A 23,986-nucleotide genomic window follows, 5' to 3' on the forward strand; every position below is an offset into this window, starting at 1 on the left:
ACTTTTCTTATAGTATTAATTTTATACAGATAAAAAACTTCGAATCAGTTTGTTTAACCAGACACGAAGTTTTTTTTTGTAATAAAAATGATTTATGGTAAATCAACAAACCAGCCTTTTCTAAGATTTTTTGCACCTAAGTCCCAAGTTCTTGTTTCCCATTTTATACTAGAGTCTTCTGACATAGTTAAATCTAAATTAAATAAATCAAAGAAATTAATAAATGATACTTTATTTATGATTTTTCCTTTTTGTTGCAATAATTGAATAAATGGAGGCATGCTATGCAATTGTTGTCCTTTTTTACTAATATTTAATGAATGACAAAGACATTTTTGGAAATTTATATATAAAAAATTAAATAATAATTTACAAAATACGTTAGCTATCAAACTAAATGAATGATTTTCATTTTTAAACTTGCTCATTATTCTATCAAAAATTTGACTATTTTCTAGATATGGATAAATTTGAGTTTCATCAAAAGTAAATGGTATTGAAAAATCAAAGGTTGATTCATTAATACCTATAAGTTTAAATTCTTTGTATGGGATACGGTATAAATAATTACAAGATATTTTCCATTCTTTATAAGCTTCAATATACGGATCCTTCTCCGTGTTATCTTCTAAATATGATTTTAAATTTATTTTCCGATTTAATTTTCGTTGAATATATCTATCAACAGATTTTAGAATAGATTTGGACCTCTTGAAAAGTTCAAAATCTAAAACCATATTTAAATAGTTAATATAATTTGAATTTTTCATTTCAATTATTTTTTCAATTGCATAAGGATGTTTATTTTCTAGAGCTTTAATCAATTCCCTTTGTATATATCCTATTTTTAATATAGAGTCTTCTTTAATTTTATATGCTGGACTAAATGAATTCTTTTTTTCAACTAATACTGATAGCGATTTATTTTGAGCCCGTAAATATGTTTTAAATAGTGTGTTGTAAACAATGTTGTTGTTTGCTATAAGATCGTATTGCTTTGTTGTAAATACATAATTAGCTTCTAAATGGTTGGGGTAATTAGTATTTAATATTGTAGTAATAAAATCTTCCCTTAGTATTTTAGGATTTCTCCATTCTTTCAAAGCTAAAGGAAATGTTTTTTTTAATAAGTTAAATTGACAATTTCCACAACAAAAACCTGGTTCTAAAAATCCCAAATTATATTCTCGGATATTTTTATTACAACTCGGACATTTATCAGTTAAATACTCATCAGTATGAAAAGGACAATATTGTACAAAATTCAATTGATGGAAAACACTATGAAATCCATTAGAAATACATTTTTGGCAGATACATAAGTTATGATTAAAAATAATTAAACTTGATAAAGGTGAAGATTTTAATAAATCTTTTTCTTTATCTAGATATTTATCTATTTCAATCTCTAAAATTATATAGAGTCTATCTTTAGCTTTAGATATTAAATTTTCAATAGACTTCTCTTTAACACTTGTAGGTAAATAAATTGCCTTTTTGTTTCCCACAACCAAACGAAAAAATTCTTTACCATTAATTTGATTAGCAAATTTAAATTTTTCAAATATACCCCATATTGATTCGTGTTCTTGTATCCAGTCCTTATTCCAGGTAAACATAGAAGCCCTCCCTGTTATCTAATAGTGAACGGTTAGAAACATATTGTCTTCTTCAGTGTTGGTGGTAAGTATAAATGCTACGAGATGATTTTCGTCGTAAAGATTATGTTCAACATAATTAAGTAATTTGTGGTAAGAAATATTAAGGTCATAAAATAACATATAGCCAACAAAATTGTATTTATCATTTTCTTTAGACATATAAACACAGTTTCCATTATTATAATCTTGAACATAAATGAAATTTTGTTTTTCTTCCTTCAGTCTAACTGTCGAAAAAAGATCCCACTCAGATTTTATATCCTCAAATTGATATCGGAGTTTTAAATAACACTTACACTGGCTGCATAAGTACGCTAGTCGTCCCATCTTATAGTAGCTTTTCAAACATTTTTTCTTACATTGTCTCCTTATACGTCTTAAATAGGCCTTATATATTGATACTAAATTCCCAGACGTTGCTGTGTTCAACCCAACCTTCAATTTAGTTAATTTAATTGTAGCAATGCAATTTAATATATCGAAAAAATGACTCTGCTTTTCCCTTCTAGAAACAGTTTTATTCAAGAAAACGAGCTGATTTGGTAAAAATAAATATCGTTCAAAGGTCATTAAAGCTGTGTCTTGCCACTTTTTTTGTAATGTAAAAAAGAAAGGTTTTTCTACTAGATATTTACCACAAACACATTTATAGAAACTTCTTTCTGAAAATACACTTTCTAAAGAAAGGACAGCTTTGCACTTCTTGCATGTATTCAATAAGGGTTCTAAGCGATGATACGGACAAAATTCAAAAATATTTAGTTGGTGTAACGTACTATGATAGCATGATTGAATACATTGTGTGCAATAACGAAAACTTTTAGCGATTATTTTGTTGAAAGTCATGCTTTCCAGATTATGTAGGCCCCATCTTTCAATTTGGGAAGTGAAATATTGTATAAGATCTATAGACAATTGCTTAGATAGCACATCGTAATTTATATTAAACGGAAATATATCTTCAAATAAATATTGACTCTTTATGGAACTAATGTAACTTCTTTTTAAATAAATATTGTTAATTTCATTAGCTATTTTAAATTTCATCAAAATAGACCAAATAGATTCATCATTTGAAATCCAATTATTTGACCAAGTAATCATTTTAATCTCCCCTTTTATAAAAAAAAGCTGACAGCATATTGCTTTAGCCAGCTTAGTAGTCTTATTTAACACAATTCAAAATGTCTTTAGCCAACATTTTAGATCCGGCTACCCCTTTTAAATACTTTAAATCTCCAATAGAAAGCCAATCTATATTACTTAAATTCGCCATTTTGTTAGCGATTTTAACTGAATCGGGTTGTTGCGATTTTGAAAGATAATTTTCATTTAGAATCGTATTACCTGCAATCGCTAATGCATTTAAACAAGTTATGTGGGTCATTCTATATAATTTATTATCATCCCACTCATCGGGAAACAATTCTTTAATTAAATTGAAGTAAAATAGGGCTAAATTTAACTTTTTCTCTTTCGGCAGTGAAGCTAACTCTGAACCTTTTGTTAGAAGATGAACGATATTATAAAGATTTTGTAATGTGATATTACGCTCTTTACTTCGAATACCTATTAAAGTTCCTTTAGAGAAAAAAGGGCTTTCGGGTTTAAGAATGAGGTTTGTAGCTACCCAGCTTAAATCATCCGTATTTCGGTTAAGATAACGGCTTAATGAAGTTCCAATCCCCTTTGCTTTCGTGTTTATGACATCGAAAAGTAAAATTTCTTCATCTTCATCTAAATAATGAAATGCTAGGAATGGGACATTTAATGTAGATCCTGTCTCTTCCATATATTCTTTAATTCCTCCGAGACGATGTTGGCCATCCATCAAAGCGGCCTTGTTTTTACATAATAATCTCCCAAAAGAAGGGCGATTTTTATCATAGGCATGAAACTCCCAATTCCCTGCTGCATTCAAAAGAATAGGCGTATAAAGTGCGCCCTCCCCTTGTGATAAATAGTTTGCAAAATCCGTACAACGCTTTTTTGTTATTGGGCGCTGGTAACCTTTGCCTGATGGATCGTTATAAAGCTTAGAATAAGAAAACTGTATAGCAATTTGCGACGAGACAGCACCTTGATATGCTACTCTGCCTCTCATTTTAGTTTGGACAACATTTTCTATTGCAATATTTGAATTTAATAAATTATTCAATTTCTTAACTCCTTTTTGTTACTACTAAGTATAACAATACTTTTATGTATAGTATTCAAGTTTTTTGCGCTTATAATTATCTTTTGGATTTTTAAATCTCACATAATCTTAAAGTGAGGTGAAAAAATGTCAGAACTAATTAAAGTTATATGTGCAAACATTAGAGAAGTTAGAAAAATTAATGGTTTAACGCAAGAAGAATTGGCAGAAAAATGCGGTTTACATACCACTTACTTAGCAGGTGTTGAGCGTGGAGAACGTAATATCACTATGCAAACACTTGAAAAAATAGCGCATGGATTAGAAATATCACCGATCGAATTATTAAAGTTTGAAGGATTAGACATTGATGAGCATTATTTTAATAAGCAAGAGAAGCTAAAGGTATTATTAAATATAATGAATGACTTTAATGAGCAAGAATTAAGTAGAATTATCAATATTGTTCAAGAAATAAAACATATGTATAAATGAACATAAGTGTATCCATATAGTAAAGCAATAGTTCTATTATGGAAATAATGCTTTTTTAATCCACAAATCGAATAATCAATATAATAAAAAAAACTCACTAATTTAATTGTTTAAAATAGTGAGTTTTAAAAAGTATATTTTCAGTGGGAAGTTTTGTTGGGGTTTAGAATAAGACTTCTTAACTCTTCTTTTATAGTTTGTTTAGAATTACTAACTTCGAATTTTTTTAGAAAATCATTAATCTTACTTTCATTTGAATTATAAAATAATTGTATTATCTCCAAAGTGTCCCTCAAAGAAATGTTAGGTAACAAGTGATTAATACGTACCAAATTTATATACTGAATTCTTTCTTCATTAAATGATGCTTTTTTAAAATTTGAGTTTTGAGTAGGCTTGTCTGCAGGCTTATTACTAATAGATTTTATATATATAGTCTGACCAGCCGTTGATTCTAATTTAAATGTCTCAATAAGAAACTTCTTATTACTTTCTACATTTTTGTTAACATGCTTATCTTTTAGTATCAAACCATCCAAAACAAAAAATTTAAATTGGGAACCTAATGTTCGATTTTTTAAATTATCTATAAGTTTTTTCTTTTTACTTTCTTTCCAAACATCCATGACAGTTTGCTCAGGCTTAGGTTCAGACATTCGAGATACTACGTATTTAAAATATTCCATGTCTTGAACCTTACACCATTCTAGAGGTATCCAATCTGTTCCATATAGCGAGCCAAATAACCCACCTACTAAAGAAGCTAATGTATCAGTGTCTGCATTTTTTAAAAAAGCTACCTCAAGTATGCCTGTTTGTGGATTAGTCGCAAATTTAGAAAAGATATAAAATGCAATTAATACAGAATTAACTCCTGAACCATTTACAGATTTATCAAAACATCCTAATTTCTTCAACGTTTCGTTAGTGTTATCTAGTAAGCCATTTTTAAGTCTAAATTTTAATTCAACCAATCCTTCTCTTAGCTCACTTATTGTATTTTCCCAAATTTTTAAATATGATTCGTTATATATCTCCTCAGCTTTTTGACGCCAATCATTCATATTTTCAAATTCAGGTACTGACTTCCAAAGATTTTCATTATCAATTAAGTAATCTATTAGTTCCGCATACTTTAGTGTATCACTCTTAGTAATTAAAAATAATAATGCTTCAGCGTATATTAATGAACTAACTAAAGCTCTTGGATGTCCGTGTGTAGCTATACCATTTCTAAAAATATCATAACGCATTTTTTCTCTATCCGTTGCAGAATGATATACATGAGGTAATATCCTCATCACTACACCATTACCACCAGCATTAAAATAATTTCTACGTAGTTTTATATCACTTTCATTCCATGGTGATTTTCCTTTCGCCCAACTTTTGCATGACCTTTTTGTAGCTCCACCACCTCCACGTTCATATAATAACCAGAAAGGTAATTCGACTTTAGCAAAATTCACATACCATTTTTCTTTTTTCAGTAAACTTCTTGCTGTTGCTAACATTAGTTGAGTATCATCACTATACTCACCAGCTTTAATAGGTTCTTCATGTAAATGAAACCTAGATCCTGACTCGCGTATCCAATCACGAAATGCTATTTTTGGAGTATACTCTGGATTTCTATTTTTTGCATTTTGCTCTTGAGGCCAACCTAACGCATCTCCAATAGCAGATGCTAATAAACCACCCAAATATTTATCTAAAAATATTTTGTCTTGTGTAATATTCATAATAATTCTCCCTCATATACATACTCATTTATCGGTTGGCCTTGTTTAACTTTTCTATTCCAACTGTCTGAAAATAAGTCTGGAGATATAATAATTGGGATATCTGGTATAGTTAATACTGTAAATATTGCACCAAGTATTTTTGCTTGATCTTCATTTGGTACAGCAATACCAGTAATTTTTTCTCTTGGTATATTTTTATAAATTAAAACCTCAGCCTGCCCATCAGTAGTTGAATTTGGTAACATTCTCGGTGGACGTGTTATTGTATATTGACCTTGAACTACTTGAGCAAACATCTTAGAAAAAGCTTGTTCTCCTTTACTAACTAATGCTCCAAAATTAGCAGCTGCATTTCTATAGCAAAAATATGTTGTGTCGTCTAACATAATTAAAGGATCAATAAAGATTACAACCCAATCTTTAAAGACAGGATCTGACTCTCTAATTCTTCTTAAATACCAAGCATTAGTATATTGAACAGAACAACAAATATGATCCTCTTTATTATCATATCTTTTTTCATCATTTTTTTGTAGCGTCTCCTTTACATCTTCTAAAAATGTATTTGCTACTATACCGTCTTCAGATGTTAAAATATGCAGTAATTTGTTGGTCTTAGTGAAATGACATAATCTGGTTATATCTCTACTTCTAATTTCACTTGCAATTAATTCACTCATAATCATCCCTCCTCTTAATCATTGCCATTATAGTAAGAGTATTGATATTTATATTCACTAGTTGATGGTAGTAATTCAGTAAGTTTATTACTAAACGTTAAAAAGATCCCTCGTTTAGCACGAGTAACCCCTACATAAAGTAATTTTATGTCTTCCATACATGCAAGTTCATAACTTTCTGTTAAATTAATCTTTTGTTCATTTGGATAATTATCATCATCTGCAAATGCTAAACACACTACATCAAACTCCAATCCTTTAGCTGAGTGTATAGTCCCAACATAGATAGTAGGTTCAGCTACCCATATATTCATATCCCTTCTAAGTTCAATACACTTTATTCCATTTTGTGCAAATTTATTTATTACTAAATTGACTTGTTCCCTAGTTCTCACGAGAATTCCGACGCTTTCATTATTACTAAGATGAGCTACATTATTTACTAGAAAGTCTAACTCACTATTATTGTCACAGTGAACTAATACAGGTCTAGGTCCATTTGCTTTAGGAAATTTTGGAGAGACCATGTCAGGAATATCAGTATAATAATTGGATTCCGCAATCTTTAAAGCCAATTCTGCTATTTCAATTGTATTTCTATAATTTTGCTCAAAAGTCCAAAAAACTTCATTTCTAAATCCAGCATCTCTCCACGAAAAATCACTTCCATAGATTTGTTGAGCTACATCCCCAAAATACGAAACACTACCATTCGATGGCACAGCACTTATTAATGATTCAATCATTATTGGAGACAGGTCTTGACCTTCATCGATAACCACATGTCTATATCTTCTTGCGCTTGTATCTTGTAATAATTCATTTAAAACAGAGCTTGCAATATCTTCAAAATCATAAAGATAACCCTTCTCATCTCTAATTTCTAGATATCTATCAAAAACTAAATAAATGAACTCTTTTTCTCCTTGATCAAACTTCTTATTTGAAGATTTGTTTATATATTGTTCTAAAGTAGAAATTCCTAACTTCTGAATTACATTTATTTCTTCAAGATAAAACTCTATATTTTTATCAAAATGTACTGTCCACTGCTCCTCTTGTTTTATTGAATATATTGATTGTTCTACTAGGTTTTTTTTACAATTCGCATGATATTTACCAGAAGGAACTATAACATTATATCCCATCTTTCCAACTGAGTTTAGGTATCCTCTTGCGAAAGTATGATAATTAACTACATCAACGTTATTTAAGAATCCCCGACCAACTGATTTTAAATAAGTAACCAGTGTCTTATTAAAGGTTACAAATAGTACTCTCCCTTTATTAAGTTGATCTAACAATCTTGCACGATAAATTGCCATTGTAGTTTTTCCGCTACCTGCCGTACCTAAGACTATAAAATGGCCTTCCGGCGGTAATGCTACAACTTCTTTTTGTAATCCAATTGGACTAGGCATAGACATTTCTAATTCAACCCCTTTTTATTAAAATATACCAATAATATATAAAAAAGTAACTACATTTAATAAAATGCAGTTACTTTTATTCTTAAAATAAAGTTTCTTGATTAATTTCAGAACAACATTGAATTAATATATCTCTTAAAAATTTCTGATTTTCTAATACAGCTTCTAATTCACCACGTATCACAATACTTTTCAGTAAAGCCAGTGTTTTAGCTTGGCAATTCACAGAGTATTTTGGATTAAATTCAATATCACTAAATGCGTCATAATATAAAATTTCTTCTAATAAATTTTGATTTAAACAAAGTGTATTTATATATAACCAATCATAAAAGTAAGTAGTAGGATAATTTTCAAAACGTCTGTTAAAGTATTTAAATCCGATTATATCTCCTGATTTTTTTACTCTTCCATCTTTTTTGGCTGCTAACGAAGATTTATAATATAAATCTTGATATGGTCCTCCATTTTCAAAAACTTTACTTCCTTGGAATAATGATTCTACTGTAAATTTCTGATTGTTCTTAGTGATAAAATGTAAATTAAAAGCGCTTAGCCTCTTGCCCAATTCTTTTTTAGATTTTGTGGATACTTCCAATATCCTATACTTGTTTGTGGTTTTTAACTTAAAATTTTCATGTAATGATTCTATAGATTTATAATAATCACTTAAATCTGTATTTCCATTCCAACTAAATTCAACTTCAATTTCTTTGAAATAGCAGTTACCTTCTAAATTAGCTATAAATACTGGTCTCTTGGCCATTTCAATCCCTCCATAAGAACGTTAGTTCTAATTTTAACAAGAAAGTCTACAAAATACACCTATAAATAGAATTCTTTTTGGAATTTTGAAACTTAAATTACAAGTTCCTTTTTACATGTCCATCTTGAAATGCTTTATAAATAGTAATTACTTTTTTTCTTATACCACAATCAAACCACATTACAGAAAAAATGCTAGACCTATAAATATAAATAAGCCCTATTGAGTACTGTGGAGCACTTGAGTAAGCAGTGCGGAGCTTTAAGCCACCTGTTGCAGTGTTGTATACCACGCCGCAATTTAAGGTGAATTTATCTCTCTTTTCAGGGCTATGGATAAGCTCGAACGGTTTGACATCAAGCCGCTGCGGGCATGATTGTTGCGACAGAGAACTAGCTGAATACATGTTGGCTCTGCCAAACGAAGCTATCATGCCCGCTGCTCGATATAAAACCTGGCTTCGATCAAGCATAACTAAGTTCCTGCTATCTCTTTAATACCTAGGTAATTTGAGTTAATGGCTCTCCATTCAGCACTGAGTGGCTCAATTTACCGTACTGGTGGTCTTTTTGGTCCACAATATTCACCTTATTGAACAATAATATTATTATGGGTGGTGAAAAAATAAAAAACCTTCGTTATGTGGTTTTTTAATAAAGATTGATAAGTTATATTTAAGTTGGATCATTTATAATAAAGTTTGATAAAAACCTAAATGCAGGTTTCCTTATTCCACAATCGGGCCATATTGTGGAGCAACGTTTTTCTTGGGGGTGTTAGAGAAGATGTTATACCGATAAAAAAGAATGGCTAAACAAGTTCTTATGCAAATTAAAGATCATGCACAACTAGTATAAAAGCTGCTTTAGTAACGTTTAATTGACTTGCATAAAACCCGTATTTCAACAATGTTCCAATAAAGAATCGGTAAACGCTGCTACAACAATGTTTACCGACTATTGAATCCAAACTTTAATTTTGAAACGTTATTTGAATTAAATTGTATTGTTTAGATTATTTTTTTCAATTCTAATTCATCGTTTAGTGGTATTCCATCATTGCCTATTAAAGGGATTGAAGCTTTTATTTTTCGAGCTTCATTTACAGCATCAGGGATAATAGAGGTAATTCTATATCCTCTTTTTTGATAAAATCTTAATGCATTTAAATTATCATTAGTAGTGACTAAACTTACTATGTTTATTTGTTTTTGCTTCGCTACATTTTCGACCTTTTCAATTAGAACTGTCCCAATACCTTTCCCCTCTAGGATACTATCTAATGAAATGATTTCAACCTCATCACATTTGATTACATATGTAATTAAACCAACAATTTGGTGATTTTCTTCATAAATAAAACCATCCAAATTTTCACACTTATAGATACCGGATGAAATAATCATTTCAGAACTTCCCCAATGTTCCTTGAAAAACGAAATTACTTTTTCTTTATTTTCGCTATTTATCTGTTCTATCAATTAAAATCCCTCATTTCGAATTTAATCAAAATAAAAAGTGCTTTATTCAATTATAGCACCAAATTGAAGAGTAACTCATGAAGCATCTGTTATATATTTACAAATTAACTTTTTAGTGTATAATTACACTAAATGATACAAAACTACTCTAATTATTCAAATTTCGGGAATATTTCAGTCTGAAAATCTTTTTGAGAAAATTTAAATATTAAAAGGTTAGACAAGGTATTCATAAAAAGGAGGAGAGTTACTATAAATAATAAACTCTTAATAATTTTAATAGGAACATATTTATTGGCATTTTTAATAAATTTTATGCCTGCCTTAAAGCATCCAGATATAAATATGGGTATTCTCAATATTACTGTGACTATATTGTTTATGTTTTTTTTACTAATGTACACTAAAAACGATAGCAAGTTTTTAAAGATTTTCTCTGTATTCGGTGTAATATCAGGGGTAATTGTATTTGTAATCACAACCTTTAAATCCGTTATGATTGGTAATGGTATTTTAGATGTAATAGTTTCAATACAGTATCCTTTTTACCTAATCTTTACTACACCCTTATTTGGGGGTAATCTTCTATTCAATTTTGATTACGGTTCATATTCGCTATTGTTATCATTGTTCTATGCAATTGTTTTCGGAATAACAAGTTATTTCAATAAGAATGTTACAATATCCGCTTAAGGAAAATGTACTCACGGATGTCCCCCTTATTCCACAATCTGGGCGCATTTCTTAAATAAGGAAGGTGGTCTTGTATCATTTTTTCATTTGAATCTTCTTAAAAAGAGGAACTAAATATTCTATTAGCTGAATCAGTAATTCTACTAACCAAAAGAACACTCCTATAAGTAGGGCATATTTAAAAAAAGGGGATGTTGAGTACCCAGCAACAAAGACACCATATAACAACATAAATAAGAAACCTATTATCCAAAGAGCTTTTTTAAGTTTTATCACATCACGGACCTCACTTTAAAAGTAGAATTATAATTATTATCAGTGTATATATTCAAAAGAAACTAGTAAACAATTTGATAAACATTCCCGAATCGACGTTTGGGAATTTTCATGTACTTAACTATGTGAACGTATTGATTCAATTTAGTTATTCCATAATATGGGCGCGTTTATGGAGTAACTCAAGTAGAAAATGATCAAACTTTTTTATAAAAACCAAACTTAAAAATGCTAAGGAAAATCCGTTTTGATCAATCTTTTTTTCAAATGGATTCTCCTTATTAATCGTATAATAAGAATTTACGAGGTGCTTTTGCTCAAACTTTATTCCAAAGCTACACGTTATTTCCGAAGATCGAATAAGGAATATCCTATTAGGGTTCCATTTTTTCTTGGTTTTCAAGCTTGTAAATTTCATCGTAAATTCTATTCCCGATTAGCGTTAGGATTTGGAGTAATTTAAATTGGGCATTTTGATAATCTCTTATTTTTTGATCTAATCTATTCTTATTTATAATACTAATAAAATTTGTCTCTGATTCATCATTAAACTCTGAAATCAACTTGCTTAATTCAATTTTTCCCAGTTTGTTTATTAACCCTAAACATTCTTATGTTCTCGAAAAAGTTTATCCTAATTATCACCATATGATGAAGGACTGTACTTATTTAATATGTACAGTCCTGCCTCTACTTTAATTAATAATTTTGCTTATTTAAATAAGATTCATCCAATTGTTTTGATTTATATAAATTAGCGTTAGCTGTAATATAACCAGAATTTTCAATTGCAGTTACCCAATGTTGTATCGTTATCTCTGAAACTTTCTCACCAAAATTCCCATAATCTATAAGGACATTTTCAATCGTTCGGATAACATACATAGCAGGAATTTCCTTAAATTCGACTATTCCATGAGTTGATTGGATATGGTTCATTGCTGCGAAAAATTGTGGTAAATAATTTTTTAAACGAAAGCCTGCATCATATTGTTCTTTAAAGTAATGTTCTGTAAATGTGATATTACTGTTAACTGGAAACTCAGTATATTGATCATATTCATCTAGTAAATCTTCAAAATCCTTTTGTTCAATAAAACCGGTAAATCTATAATCATCCGTCATAAATCTGCCTATAATTTGCATAGCTTTTCTCCGCTTTAAGTCTTGAAGGACATAAAGGATTTCTTCTTGAGCAACAAGAAAAGAAATTAGACTAATTCCAAAGCTCTCTAAATCATTATATATATCCATAAGCCATTCATAATCTTGCTTTTTTAATCTATGTGCATCATCGATAAAAAATATAATTTTGTTCTGTTTAGATTTTTCTGCAACACTTAACAAGTAGTTACTTAACCTTCTTCTTTTTTCTATAGGTCGGCCTTCAAAGGGGATGCTATGATTCACTGAATCTAACATTAGTTCAAAGAATGTATTTTCTTTTGAAGAATGGTTAGTCCACTTAATATGATAATTGGGTATTACGTATTCTGGATTGTTATTTAAAATATGTTGGGCATAATTAATTAGCTTAGTTTTTCCCATACGTTGTTTGCCATAAATAATAGCACCGGGTATTCTCATCTTAATCCAATTATTAATAAGAGCCTGCCCATTTGTTATTTGGTTGGTACTTATAATATAACGACCTGTTTCAATTGGATGATTATTCGAAGAAATATTTGCATAGGTCATATAAACCACCTCAATATGTTATAGAATTCCCTTTTTTAACCTTGGACTCTTCAATTATTTTTTTATGTCGTTCACTTATTTTTATTTGGGTAGTATCAATAACATTGTTTTCTAATTTTATTTGAGCTTCATCAGTAATTTTACTTAATTGTCTTTGTTGGATAATTTTAGATTGCAGTACTTCTTGTGAATTTATTACTTTTTGATTTTCAATTGATTGTTTTTCTAGTTGCACTTTAATATTATGCTCTTTTTTATATCTTTCTATCTCTTGCAATTTTCTTCGAGCTTGTTTGTCTGAGATTGATTTAGTTTTTAAAAACTCTTGATATGCTGCAATTGGATCCTGGTGATCTAGATAATTAAATTCTTCAATATTTCTATGTTTCATTATAAGCTTACGCATAATCAAGCTATGGGGCATTCTACTCCATTTACCTGACGCTGTTAAGGTGTCATAATACGTTCCGTCCTCATTATACGCTTGAATAGTTTGTATATTTTCTTCATCGATAAATAGCGTCAACTTTTCTCCAATCATACTACTATCGTTAATTAATTTAATACTTGTATAACGACTGTATTCAAAAAATATATATGGTGTTCGTCCATTTGAAATATCCCCCTTAACCTTGGTTGTTTTTTTGCTTGGAAAAAGATTTAAATTACTTTGCATATGTTGGGGAAGCTTCCTTATGTGCATACCACGTTCTAATCGTTGTTTTATTATATTTAACGGAGTTAATCCTAAATTCGCACTGTGCGAAGTATTATTATAGTTTGCGATAACTACATCCATCACTTCTTCTAATTGGTCTACGGTAATTTCATATATTATAGACCTTTCTTCAGCTTTATCCCTTTTAGGATCACGCACATTACTACCAGTAGTAGATGGAATTCGATGAAAACCGTTATGTTCTAATGTTAAAAAAAAGCGTTCAACAATACTTCTTCCGGTAGGAGTTGCAACGGGTCCATAATTAATAGCACAACGCAATTCTGTTAGATGATTTATCATTTTGTGTGATAAATGTGCTTTAGCATTATCCATGCAAATCTCATCCCAAAGTGCGTACTGGGTATTCTCAAGTATAAACGAAGGGAAACCATCACCTTCATTATACTGGAGACCAGGTATAGAAAGTTTTTTTGGTTTCCAAGGGAGAAGTGCTTTTTTGAAACATTTCAAGACTTCTGCTGTGGAATAGTTTTTATTACTAAAGCTTATATGATATCCAATGACAGCACGTGAAGAAACATCTATTACACATAATAGCCACAATCTATTTAGATTAACGATAACTTTATCTCCGTGGGGCGTATATATAATAATTGAAAAAATAGCGTCAATTTGATGACCATCAAATTCGACTCTTTCATACGGACGAATCAAATCTGTATATGCGTTTGTCGTGTTATTTACGCTTTTGTGCAGCATAAATGCATCAGGGCCATTCATTTTGGCACCCAGTGAACTATTCGATTTAAGTAAACCGTTCAAATATCTCTCTATTGATTTAAACGCTTTGCTTGTCGTGGTAAATGGATAACTATCTTCACTAATTCCTAACTCTCTGCAATGACTAATAAATTTTCTATGAATGTTTTTTACACTTTGCTTCTTCTCTCGCACAAAGTTTTTATCTGTACTGAAATATTCTGTAAACAATAATGTTTTTAGTTCTGGGTAATCTGTCAATAGTTTATTAAAACTTCCTGAATAATTGTCTCCGTATTCATCAACTTCATAACTTTTTACTCTAGAATATGCTAATAGTCCAGCGAAACCATAAATAGTACCATCATCTTTAAGGCTAAGACAGCGTGTAAGTAATCGATAAATCTCACTTCTGGATATCCCCGTTGTAGTAGTAATATTCTTAATACTCATATCACTGAGTAAAAATAATTCTATGGCTTCTTGCCTTCTTATGAATTGTTCTTTTTTATCATTTGGCAAGTTTCCGATGTAAACATTTTCCCAATTTGTTGGATCGAAGTGATAATCTTCAAGTTGAAATCGATCAAGATATTTGCGCTTCATCTCTCCAAACCTCCGTTAACGGACCTAAAAATAGTTCGTCAATATTTGAATTAATGTAATTTACTTTAATTAAGCAAAATATTTGCTGAAGAATGACCTCTATTTCAATATTCATTTCTTTTGATAACTCTAAAACGGTATTAGGCTTTGAGTTAATATATTTATCTAATGTTTCTTTAAATTTATTGACTAGCCCTATATCTATTTCTACTTTTGATAATAATTTTAAGTTAGACAGGTAAACAGGATTAGTAATTAAATGTTCTTCTGTTACTAATTCATATTTATAATTATTTTTATTACACCAACTCTTTTGAATGAAGGATTGCTGCTTTGCCCGTTCAGAGGATATGTCGACTGAATATTTGATTTCTCTCATCGCTTCTACTCCATTTACATATTGAATATACATGTCAGGAATTGACTTTTTTATCTTGTCCTCAAAAATAGATTCAATAATAATAGGTTGTTCGCAAAAATATTTTATAGATGGATCATTTTCGACTACTAACCAATTTGCATATTCTAAATCACTGAATAAATATACAGTTCTATTAATTTTATTACTATGAACAATCCATCTATTATTACCAAATTTATTGTTTTTATTAATAAAAACTGGTTTAGTGAACAATAATATCCCCCTACCTTATTAAAAATATAGAAAATTTAGAATTTTTAAAAGTTTAAGTTTCCTGTTTATAATACTAAATTAAAAAGAGTTTCCTGTCTATTTTTAGACAGGAAACTCAAACTATTTTATTCAAAATGTTAATTTAATGGTATTCTATATTCGATAAAAAGTTAAACTTTCCTGTCCTTTTACACCTCGATCGTTATGAAACATGTTGTACAAGGATAAGTCTTTTTGTGATTTGTGGTAAAAAAGAAGAATCCATTAAAGAAAATTTGATCAAACTGGATTCTTCCCTTGCATCTATAAGTTTTCGTTTTATAAAAAAGTTTGATCACTTTCTAACTGTTTTGCCCGACGATCATGCCCGATTATTGTTTTATGGCTCCTGTACAATTTCTTTTATAGCTTCAGCTAAAGCATCCGTAGCTCTAAAAGCCTCTTCCATTGTATTTTCAGTTCCACCAATATTTAATAATACAGACTGCTTTTGAATTTCTTGATTATATGTGTTCCTCGGATTTTCACCTTGCTCAATTACTCCTCTAGATATTCCTGGGTAAAGCTTTTCTAATTTTTGATGTAGATGGTTCGCAAACTCTCTAAAGATCTGGCAAAGATATAAAATAAAACGCCATTCTTCTTTAGAATAGCGCACGATTGTGAAAGACAATATTATATTTATGCCTTTGTTATTTGAATAACAGATTCTTTTTCCATAAGTTATTCAATAATAGATATCATCTATTTACCTTACCAATCCAATACGTACCAATAATAGTCTCTCCATCAACATCATACAAAGGAACTTCTCTTGGAGGAGAATTATTTAGTTTAACTGCTTCTTCTGGGGTTTTTGGTTTTGGGCCATCTAATTCTACTTTTTTTGCATATCCTATTATACTGTTCTCGCCTTGTGCCAATATTAAATCAGGTTCATCAATAATCATCATGTTTCCCATATCTGGTCCATAAGTTTCACCTTTTTCATTTACTGGATAACCATTCTCTAAAATATATTCAAAAGTTGGGATAACTAAATCTCCTGTCTTTTGTAATGTTTCTTGTTGTGAACAGCCAACTAACAAAAGTAACGAAATTATTGCTAAGAAAAATAAATTTCTCCTCATTTTCTACCCCTCCTAAGATTTGGCTAAATATTATAAATCTCCTATAATAGACTCTAATTCTTTTTGATTTTCCGACAGCCAAATCATTTCCTGTGCAAAACGTTCTGGAGGTCCACTATGCTGATCCATAGTTGAATCTATCCACCAGGTACTTTCCATAAACCATAACATTTTTAAAGCATTGATTATGGACCCATTTTCAAGTAAATGTTGCTCACTATACCCTTCTTTATATGCCTTAACGAGTGAATAATCTAAGTTATTATCATCTAAAGCCCCAGATATAACAACTCTTGCTACATCAAGCTGTGGATAGTCATACTTCATTCTATCAAAATCTAATATTGCACTAATATTTTTCTCTTCAAACAATAAGTTATCTACCCAGAGATCCCGGTGAGCCCAACCAGTTTTACTTAGGTTAAAATTTTCTAAATTTATAGTTTCAGTTAATCTATATTGTGCCTCAAATATAGATAATAAATTAAATTTCCCAGTATTATTTGCATGATTCCAAGCAGATTCCCAATGAATTAAACGCTGTTCTCGACTGGAAGGATTATATTCGGGACCTCTTGTCACCTTTTGTTTTCCGTTATTTAACAAATGATGCATATTCCCTGTTGCTCGTCCTAAATCAAACATTTGATGGACATTTAATTTGCCAGGAGGGATTACATTTCCATTACAGAATTCCATTAACATAAAGAGTTCTCCCTTATCTGATTTTATAAGAAACTCACCTTTATGAGAATAAAGTTTAGCGCATGGAATACCCCTATTATGTAATTGCATCTGTTGTGAGAAAGCTATTAATAATTCATCATGGTTATACTTTTTGTATCGTTCCTTGTTGTATTGCTTGATTAAATAGACACCAGTATCTGTTGTTATTTTCCACTTTAAGTTTAACCAACCCCGTTTTATTGGTGTAGCTTCAAATATTTTAAATCCAAAATAACGATTACACGTATTTATAAGATCGTTTAATACCATTTCTTCTGTTAATACAACATCCATGTTTCATCACCACGTATTTCTTTTTAATTCTAAGTATTTCAATCAAAGTCAATTTTATTTCATTTTTACTTTTTTATGATGCCACATTGTTTCCGTGTAGTGCAGCCATTATTTTTCTGAATTGCTGAATAACTTTGAATAGGAATTTAGATAAATTTTTGAATATAATCAGCTAGTTCAAAAGGTTTTTGCTTTATCAAATAGTATTCTTCTGCTATCCAATATCGTTCGTTATATTTCTTTAACCTTGCTTCTAAATCTCCAATATATGTATCACGTAGAAGTACACGCTCGTATCTTATTTCTTTAGGGCAATCTAAGAAAACGATGTAATCATAAAAATTTTTCCATTCGTCTCGTAAAAGAAAGATGCCTTCAATTATTACAATGCTATTGCTTGATAAATTAATGGTTTTGATGACATGAGTATCCTCTTGCTTTTGATAAAAAGGCAATTTAAAAGGCGAAACGTTTTGTAGCATTTTTTGATAGAGGTGTTCTTTTAAATATTCGGTATCCCATTGTAATTGATAGTATTCAAACCATTGTTCCTGCCCTGTATCATATCGCCTGTCTCTTTCAACAATAAAGTCATCGATATGAATAATTACCAAATTTTTCAGAATCCCTTTGAGCTGACTTACAAGTGTTGTTTTGCCAGCACCAGATAAGCCATCTAAAGCAATGATATAGGGTCTTGTTTTATTATGTTTTTCGTACCCCTCTTTAATTTGAAGAAACAAGTTCTCATATTTATTCATTTAAATTAAATTTCCTTCGCTGTTTTATTTGTACTTTTATTTAAGTTCTTTACTCAAAATTATATTCCCTTTGTATTTTGCATAGAGACAAGATAAATTAATAGAGTGATGTTAACAATGTTTTGGATTTAATACGCTAATTCAACTGGCTCCCCCAATCTAAGCTCTTAAAAAACCTCCTTCTGAGTTAATTATTTGTCCTGTAATCCATTGTGCCTCTTCACTGGCAAGGAAAGATACTAACCGGGCTGCATCTTCAGGTAATCCAACTCTCCGTGATAAGAACTTACTTGTTAAATGTGTTTTTATCTCATCTGTCATCCAGCCTGTATCGGTAGGACCTGGATTTATTGCGTTTACCGTAATGCCTAATGGTGCCAATTCCGCCGATAAAGAAAGTGTGAAAGCTGATATTGCGCCTTTTGTTGCAACATAAGCTAATTCACCAGTCATCGGTCCAAGTGCTTGTCCAGAAGTCATATTGATAATTCTGCCTTTCAATTTATTTTGAAGCTTTAAGCGACGAGCAAATTCAACACTCAGTATAAAAGTTGCTCTCATATTTACCGCATAATGATCATCAAGTGTTTTTGCATCTAATTTCATATATCCATCTCTGGTGGAGTGTGCGGCATTATTAACTAATATTGTCGGTATGCCCAATTGGTAGGCAACCATTTCCAGTAATTTAAATGGAGAGTTTGGTTCAGATAAGTCTATTTCTAAGTTGCCACATCTAACTCCGTATTCCCCTATTATTTCGTTTTGAAAATTTACTGCCCAATCCACATTTGAACCCCAATGTGTAAAAAATATATCTGCACCATCTTTTGCTAACTTACGACAAACAGCGGTTCCAATTCCTTTGTTATGGCTTGCACCAGTGACTATTGCTATAGAGCCATCTAATTTCATGGTTTCTCCCCCTTATTTAACAAAACTTTAAATATTACTTCTCAATTCTTGATAAACAAACCTGCCCGTTAGTATAAGTGCATTTCATCTTAACATTAACATAAATATCCAAATTCATTTTAAATTTGATTCCTTCAAATTGCCCTTTAATTAAATAATGCCCTTTTTCTATTTAAGAAAAGCGCCAGATTATTGAACAACTTGAATATATTTTCGGCCTCCTATGAATTACAGTGGTACTTTGACTAAAGTACCCTTCACTAGTAGCAGATTATATTTATATGTAGCACTTGATAAAGGGATAAATTGTAAAACAAATGCTTCTTGGTTATATTAAATTTATTAAGGAAAGGAGTTTGTGCATGAAAACTAATATTTTATTCGGTTCTGCTATTGTAGTTATAATTATTTCCACACTCGGTGGAGTTTTTATATATTTAAACGATGAAGATGAATCAACTAATAAAAACCTTGTAGTAGCATTTGAACCACAAATTTATCATGCTGAAATCGGAGAATGGGTTTCAAAGATGAACGTATTACTTTCCAAACCGATTAACGACCCAAAATTGATAAAAGCAGGTAACGATGAAGGTTTCGAGTATTACTTGAAGTCACAAGTAGTCAATGATGAATCCCCTGTTCATTTAATTAGAGCATATGAAGAATTGAAAGAAGATTATATAAATTTGTTCCTTTTAACAAGTTATATATCTAATAAACAAGCTGCCCGCACGGTACATTTAGGCCCTAATGGTGAAGCAGTAGAATCAACAGATTTAGTTGAACAATGGGCACCTACTGATGAAAACACGCATAAAGCATTCGAGTACATGAAGCAAATTATGAATGATTTAGACGTTGCCATTAATCATGAGGGAAAGGGTGAAGTATATGGTGTAACGAATATATTGAATGGAGATAAGGCTTCAGAAGTCAAAAAGTTTGTAACCAGCAGTTGATAGCGAAGATGACGAAAGTTATTCGTCCCCTCAGACAGTAGAAATGTCGAAATTTCGATTTGCTGTCTTTTTTATTTGAATGCTAAGGGAGCTTACCAGTTCCATATTATTTGCATTGGAGTGGTTGGGACATTTTAATGTTTATTCCTAAAATGATTATACGTTTAATATAGAACATTTGGTGAGTTGGTTAGATCACTGATTTTACACAGAAAGAAACCAACTGCTTTCAAACAAAGTCTGATCAAAACAGTTGGTTCATTATTTATAGTCTGGTTTTTATAAAAAAAGTGAGATTATTTCAGGATGAGAATATTCAATTGAAGCGTCAGGTTGTTGAATATGTATAATGATTTATAATCCTCAATATGAAATTAAAGGATTTTACTTCTCAAAGATATATCCAAAATAAAGTGTTAGTAATTTAACCCTTCTAGTTTTTGGCACTACGAGACCATAACATAACCGGAATTAATAATAAAGAGAGAATCCCTCCAATAATTGATAAAGTTAGATAACTTGATCCTGCCATAATCACTCCCGACAAGGCTCCACCAGCAGCTCCTGACAACGCCACGAAAACATCCAATGTACCTTGTGTTTTAGCCCTTGTAGAGGTTGTAGTTGAATCAACAACAAGTGCAGTCCCACTTATCAACCCAAAATTCCATCCTAATCCGAGTAGAGAAAGTGCAATCACCAGGAAAACCATGGTATCTCCTGGTGCAAATGCTGCTGTTAAACCCGCCAGAAGTAACGTAATTCCAGAAGCAATCGCCATAGCAGTACGTCCCAATTTATCAACAAGGATACCAGTAACCAGAGAAGGCAGATACATGGCACCTATATGAAAACCAATAACAATACCAACTTCCCCTATGCTATGCCCATGATGCCGCATATGAACAGGTGTCATTGTCATAATAGCTACCATTAAAATTTGAGTGAGAACCATAATTGTCGCACCTACAATTATGCCTCTTCGGTTTTCTACTTGCTCTGTAATAGCTGAATGTGTTTTCTCATGCTTTTCTTTGTTGGACGCTTCTATTGATCTTGCTATTAGTAATGGATCTGGCCGAAGCATAACGAAAAGCACAATTCCTGCTAAGATATATGCAGCTGCTGCTAAAATGAATGGTCCAGCAAGTGCTGGAACGCCAATAGAAAGAGCAATATCACCCATTACATTTACTAAATTCGGACCAGCAACTGCACCAAAAGTTGTAAAAACCATCGTAAGACTAATAGCAGTCGCTCTCTGTTTATTATTTGCTAAGTCCGTACCTGCATATCGAGCTTGTAAATTAGTTGCAGTTCCTGAACCATAAACAAGTAAAGATAGAAATAACAGCAAAACGCTATTTATAATAGCTGCAATGATGACCCCTATTGCCCCAAGCCCACCAATCATAAAACCTGTAGCCAGCCCGATACGACGTCCAGACGCTTGCGAAAGTCTCCCGACGAGTAAAGCTGCTCCTGCTGAACCTAAAGTAAATAACGCGGAAGGAAGTCCGGCATAGGCTTCTGTACCAAGCATTTGCTGTGCAAGAAGCGCACCCACCGTAACGCCTGCTGCTAATCCTGCCCCACCAAAAATTTGTGAGACACTTACAACGAATAATGTCCGCTTATATAACGCTTTCTGTTTTTCCGGATAAAGAATGTAGCTTTTCAGTGTAGCTGTTTGTTCTTCTGAAGATTCTACACGAGTTTTTTGTACCATATTCCTGCCTGCCTTTCTAAAAACCTTCCTACAAGATTTGGAATATCATAACACGCACATAAAAGCCATACAATATGAAAATTGTATGGCAAACAATATTTGATAACGCAAACAGAAATCCTTACTGCCCTTTCCGGACAACTATTTCCAACTACCAACCCCACTCCTTAGGTATCCAGAAAGTCCTCGTTCCCTCCAAAAGGCACGATCATAGTTAGCAACTACTTTGGCCTGTCCTGCCGACCATGCTCTTTTCCTCGCTTTATACATCATTTAAAAGCGACAACATGTCCTTTTCTACTTGTAATAATACTCGTGGTGATACCAATAGAAAGTATAGTCATAACGGAGAGATAAAACGTCTCTGAAGATAATAATAAGCCACCAATAATTATTATGATGGAATCAATAAACAAAATATAAATCCCTACATTTATCCCCGTCTTCTCACATAAAAACTGGGCAATAAAATCCGTGCCTCCCGTACTTGTCTGAAAATTTAACATCAATCCATTTCCAATTCCAACAAGAATGCCACCTAGTAATGAACTGTATATAGCTTCCAATTCAATTAGATTATTTAATGGTGATAGAAAATCGATAAAAAAGGCATACAGAATCAGACCATGTAAGCTGTTATAGAAATAATTTCTATAAAAAAACCAAGCAAAAATAAAAATAGGAATACTAACTACTATAACTATTAATCCTGTATTAAAACCCCATAAGTAATTTGCTATTAATCCAATTCCTACTGTTCCTCCATCTAATATTTCATGTGGCACTATAAACAGATTTATACCCAATGATATAAAAATGCTTCCGGTAATTAGCGCCAAACCTTTTTTTAAAAAGTACAGGGAATCACCTCTTATTTATACTTTTCAGAACATCTATTAGTACAATTCAAGTAATGGAAATACTTAAAAATATATGTTCATTACTCAGTTTAAAGAAGAACCCCCAAAAGTTTTTTACTACTTGCTATTAGTGTTTTGAAATTCCTTCTAGCATGAGGTTAACCTTCAATACATAACAGTTTCTTCACCAAATACTAACAATCGAGTCAGTACATTCATGCTTCCACTGAAATAAATCGCTGGATTTAAACCACTTCCTGAAATATACACTAACTTCTAACCGTGAATTCACGAATCTAACATAATCGGCTAAATACTCCTTCTTCTCTCCATTAAAATATTGTCTTTCCACTCTCCATTGACTTGAGCAATCTTTTCACGGACACCAACCACACGAAAACCATTTTTAATATGTAAATTAAGACTAGCAGCATTTTCTTTAAAAATTTTGGATTCTAATGTCCAAAATCCTTCCTTTTCAGATGCTGTAATCATATGATTCAATAACAAATGTCCAATTCCCTTTCCTATTGCATCTGGTGCAATATAAATGCTTACTTCTCCTACTCCTTTATACACCTTACGTTTTGAAACGGGCGTTAATTTACACCAACCTAAAATATGATTTTCCTCCAAAGCAACAAATGAACAATTTGGATTTGCTTCACCAAACCACTCATTATAAGAATCGGGGGCATTCGATTCGAATGTAGCTATTTTAGTATCGATCCCTGCTTCATAAATTCGCTTTACGTCTAACCAATCTTCACATGTAACAAATCGTATTTTAATAGACATATATCAACCTCCAAGTGACTGAATATTGAAATAATAAAATAAATAGTTGCATTTTGCAAATGTTTTTGT

Annotated in this window: 22 protein-coding genes; 2 read left to right on the forward strand and 20 right to left on the reverse strand. The window is 31.2% G+C overall.

Features of this window, described 5'->3' with window-relative positions; genetic code table 11:
• Positions 1 to 92: 92 nt before the first annotated feature.
• From MHB58_RS09365 to MHB58_RS09375, 3 genes are all read right to left on the reverse strand, one after another.
• Entirely contained in the window at positions 93 to 1,619 is a 1,527-nt protein-coding gene (locus tag MHB58_RS09365; RefSeq protein WP_340735078.1) for a hypothetical protein, read from the reverse strand.
• A gap of 18 nt (positions 1,620 to 1,637) precedes the next feature.
• Entirely contained in the window at positions 1,638 to 2,765 is a 1,128-nt protein-coding gene (locus MHB58_RS09370; protein WP_340735079.1) for a hypothetical protein, read from the reverse strand.
• Between the two features lie 61 nt (positions 2,766 to 2,826).
• On the reverse strand, positions 2,827 to 3,819 hold the full coding sequence (locus tag MHB58_RS09375) for a DGQHR domain-containing protein (RefSeq protein ID WP_340735080.1): 993 nt from the start codon (positions 3,817 to 3,819) through the stop codon (positions 2,827 to 2,829).
• Positions 3,820 to 3,945: 126 nt separating this feature from the next.
• Here MHB58_RS09375 and MHB58_RS09380 point away from each other — a divergent pair, with 126 nt between their 5' ends.
• Entirely contained in the window at positions 3,946 to 4,293 is a 348-nt protein-coding gene (locus MHB58_RS09380; RefSeq protein WP_340735081.1) for a helix-turn-helix domain-containing protein, read from the forward strand.
• Positions 4,294 to 4,433: 140 nt separating this feature from the next.
• Here MHB58_RS09380 and MHB58_RS09385 read toward each other — a convergent pair whose 3' ends face one another.
• From MHB58_RS09385 to MHB58_RS09450, 14 genes are all read right to left on the reverse strand, one after another.
• Entirely contained in the window at positions 4,434 to 6,035 is a 1,602-nt protein-coding gene (locus MHB58_RS09385) for an ADP-ribosylglycohydrolase family protein (protein ID WP_340735082.1), read from the reverse strand.
• A complete protein-coding gene (locus MHB58_RS09390) occupies positions 6,032 to 6,718 on the reverse strand; it encodes a DarT ssDNA thymidine ADP-ribosyltransferase family protein (protein ID WP_340735083.1) in 687 nt (228 codons plus the stop codon). Before MHB58_RS09390 ends, MHB58_RS09385 begins: the two co-directional genes overlap by 4 nt.
• Before the next feature lie 14 nt (positions 6,719 to 6,732).
• A complete protein-coding gene (locus MHB58_RS09395) occupies positions 6,733 to 8,145 on the reverse strand; it encodes a 3'-5' exonuclease (RefSeq protein ID WP_340735084.1) in 1,413 nt (470 codons plus the stop codon).
• 85 nt (positions 8,146 to 8,230) lie between these two features.
• Positions 8,231 to 8,914 carry a DarT1-associated NADAR antitoxin family protein gene (locus MHB58_RS09400; protein ID WP_340735085.1) on the reverse strand — a complete coding sequence of 228 codons (684 nt, stop codon included), beginning with the start codon at positions 8,912 to 8,914 and terminating at the stop codon, positions 8,231 to 8,233.
• A gap of 97 nt (positions 8,915 to 9,011) precedes the next feature.
• Positions 9,012 to 9,386: a hypothetical protein gene (locus MHB58_RS09405; protein WP_340735086.1), complete on the reverse strand. Its 375-nt coding sequence runs from the start codon at positions 9,384 to 9,386 to the stop codon at positions 9,012 to 9,014.
• 537 nt (positions 9,387 to 9,923) lie between these two features.
• Positions 9,924 to 10,394: a GNAT family N-acetyltransferase gene (locus MHB58_RS09410; RefSeq protein ID WP_231918729.1), complete on the reverse strand. Its 471-nt coding sequence runs from the start codon at positions 10,392 to 10,394 to the stop codon at positions 9,924 to 9,926.
• Between the two features lie 1,668 nt (positions 10,395 to 12,062).
• Positions 12,063 to 13,061 carry an ATP-binding protein gene (locus tag MHB58_RS09415; RefSeq protein ID WP_340735087.1) on the reverse strand — a complete coding sequence of 333 codons (999 nt, stop codon included), beginning with the start codon at positions 13,059 to 13,061 and terminating at the stop codon, positions 12,063 to 12,065.
• A 10-nt stretch (positions 13,062 to 13,071) separates the two neighbouring features.
• A complete protein-coding gene (locus MHB58_RS09420) occupies positions 13,072 to 15,108 on the reverse strand; it encodes a hypothetical protein (RefSeq protein WP_340735088.1) in 2,037 nt (678 codons plus the stop codon).
• Complete coding sequence (locus MHB58_RS09425) at positions 15,089 to 15,742, reverse strand: TnsA endonuclease N-terminal domain-containing protein (protein ID WP_340735089.1); 654 nt, start codon at positions 15,740 to 15,742, stop codon at positions 15,089 to 15,091. Before MHB58_RS09425 ends, MHB58_RS09420 begins: the two co-directional genes overlap by 20 nt.
• Before the next feature lie 379 nt (positions 15,743 to 16,121).
• Positions 16,122 to 16,415 carry a stage II sporulation protein P gene (locus tag MHB58_RS09430; RefSeq protein WP_340735090.1) on the reverse strand — a complete coding sequence of 98 codons (294 nt, stop codon included), beginning with the start codon at positions 16,413 to 16,415 and terminating at the stop codon, positions 16,122 to 16,124.
• 67 nt (positions 16,416 to 16,482) lie between these two features.
• Positions 16,483 to 16,872 carry a metal ABC transporter substrate-binding protein gene (locus MHB58_RS09435; protein ID WP_340735091.1) on the reverse strand — a complete coding sequence of 130 codons (390 nt, stop codon included), beginning with the start codon at positions 16,870 to 16,872 and terminating at the stop codon, positions 16,483 to 16,485.
• 30 nt (positions 16,873 to 16,902) lie between these two features.
• Positions 16,903 to 17,892, reverse strand: a complete 990-nt coding sequence (locus MHB58_RS09440) for a phosphotransferase (protein WP_340735092.1) — start codon at positions 17,890 to 17,892, stop codon at positions 16,903 to 16,905.
• Positions 17,893 to 18,038: 146 nt separating this feature from the next.
• Complete coding sequence (locus MHB58_RS09445; RefSeq protein ID WP_340735093.1) at positions 18,039 to 18,653, reverse strand: kinase; 615 nt, start codon at positions 18,651 to 18,653, stop codon at positions 18,039 to 18,041.
• Positions 18,654 to 18,812: 159 nt separating this feature from the next.
• Entirely contained in the window at positions 18,813 to 19,568 is a 756-nt protein-coding gene (locus tag MHB58_RS09450; protein ID WP_340735094.1) for an SDR family oxidoreductase, read from the reverse strand.
• A 362-nt stretch (positions 19,569 to 19,930) separates the two neighbouring features.
• On the opposite strand from MHB58_RS09450, the gene MHB58_RS09455 reads away from it, so the two are divergent.
• Entirely contained in the window at positions 19,931 to 20,530 is a 600-nt protein-coding gene (locus MHB58_RS09455) for a hypothetical protein (RefSeq protein ID WP_340735095.1), read from the forward strand.
• A gap of 433 nt (positions 20,531 to 20,963) precedes the next feature.
• Here the strand turns inward: MHB58_RS09455 and MHB58_RS09460 are convergent, their stop codons facing one another.
• From MHB58_RS09460 to MHB58_RS09470, 3 genes are all read right to left on the reverse strand, one after another.
• Positions 20,964 to 22,259 (reverse strand): MFS transporter, encoded by a 1,296-nt coding sequence (locus MHB58_RS09460; RefSeq protein ID WP_340735096.1) that lies wholly within the window; start codon positions 22,257 to 22,259, stop codon positions 20,964 to 20,966.
• A gap of 269 nt (positions 22,260 to 22,528) precedes the next feature.
• Positions 22,529 to 23,119, reverse strand: a complete 591-nt coding sequence (locus MHB58_RS09465) for a YitT family protein (RefSeq protein WP_041865749.1) — start codon at positions 23,117 to 23,119, stop codon at positions 22,529 to 22,531.
• A gap of 309 nt (positions 23,120 to 23,428) precedes the next feature.
• Positions 23,429 to 23,917, reverse strand: a complete 489-nt coding sequence (locus tag MHB58_RS09470; protein WP_340735097.1) for a GNAT family N-acetyltransferase — start codon at positions 23,915 to 23,917, stop codon at positions 23,429 to 23,431.
• Positions 23,918 to 23,986: the final 69 nt, after the last annotated feature.

Source organism: Solibacillus sp. FSL K6-1554 (assembly GCF_038005185.1).
Taxonomy (GTDB): Bacteria; Bacillota; Bacilli; order Bacillales_A; family Planococcaceae; genus Solibacillus; species Solibacillus silvestris.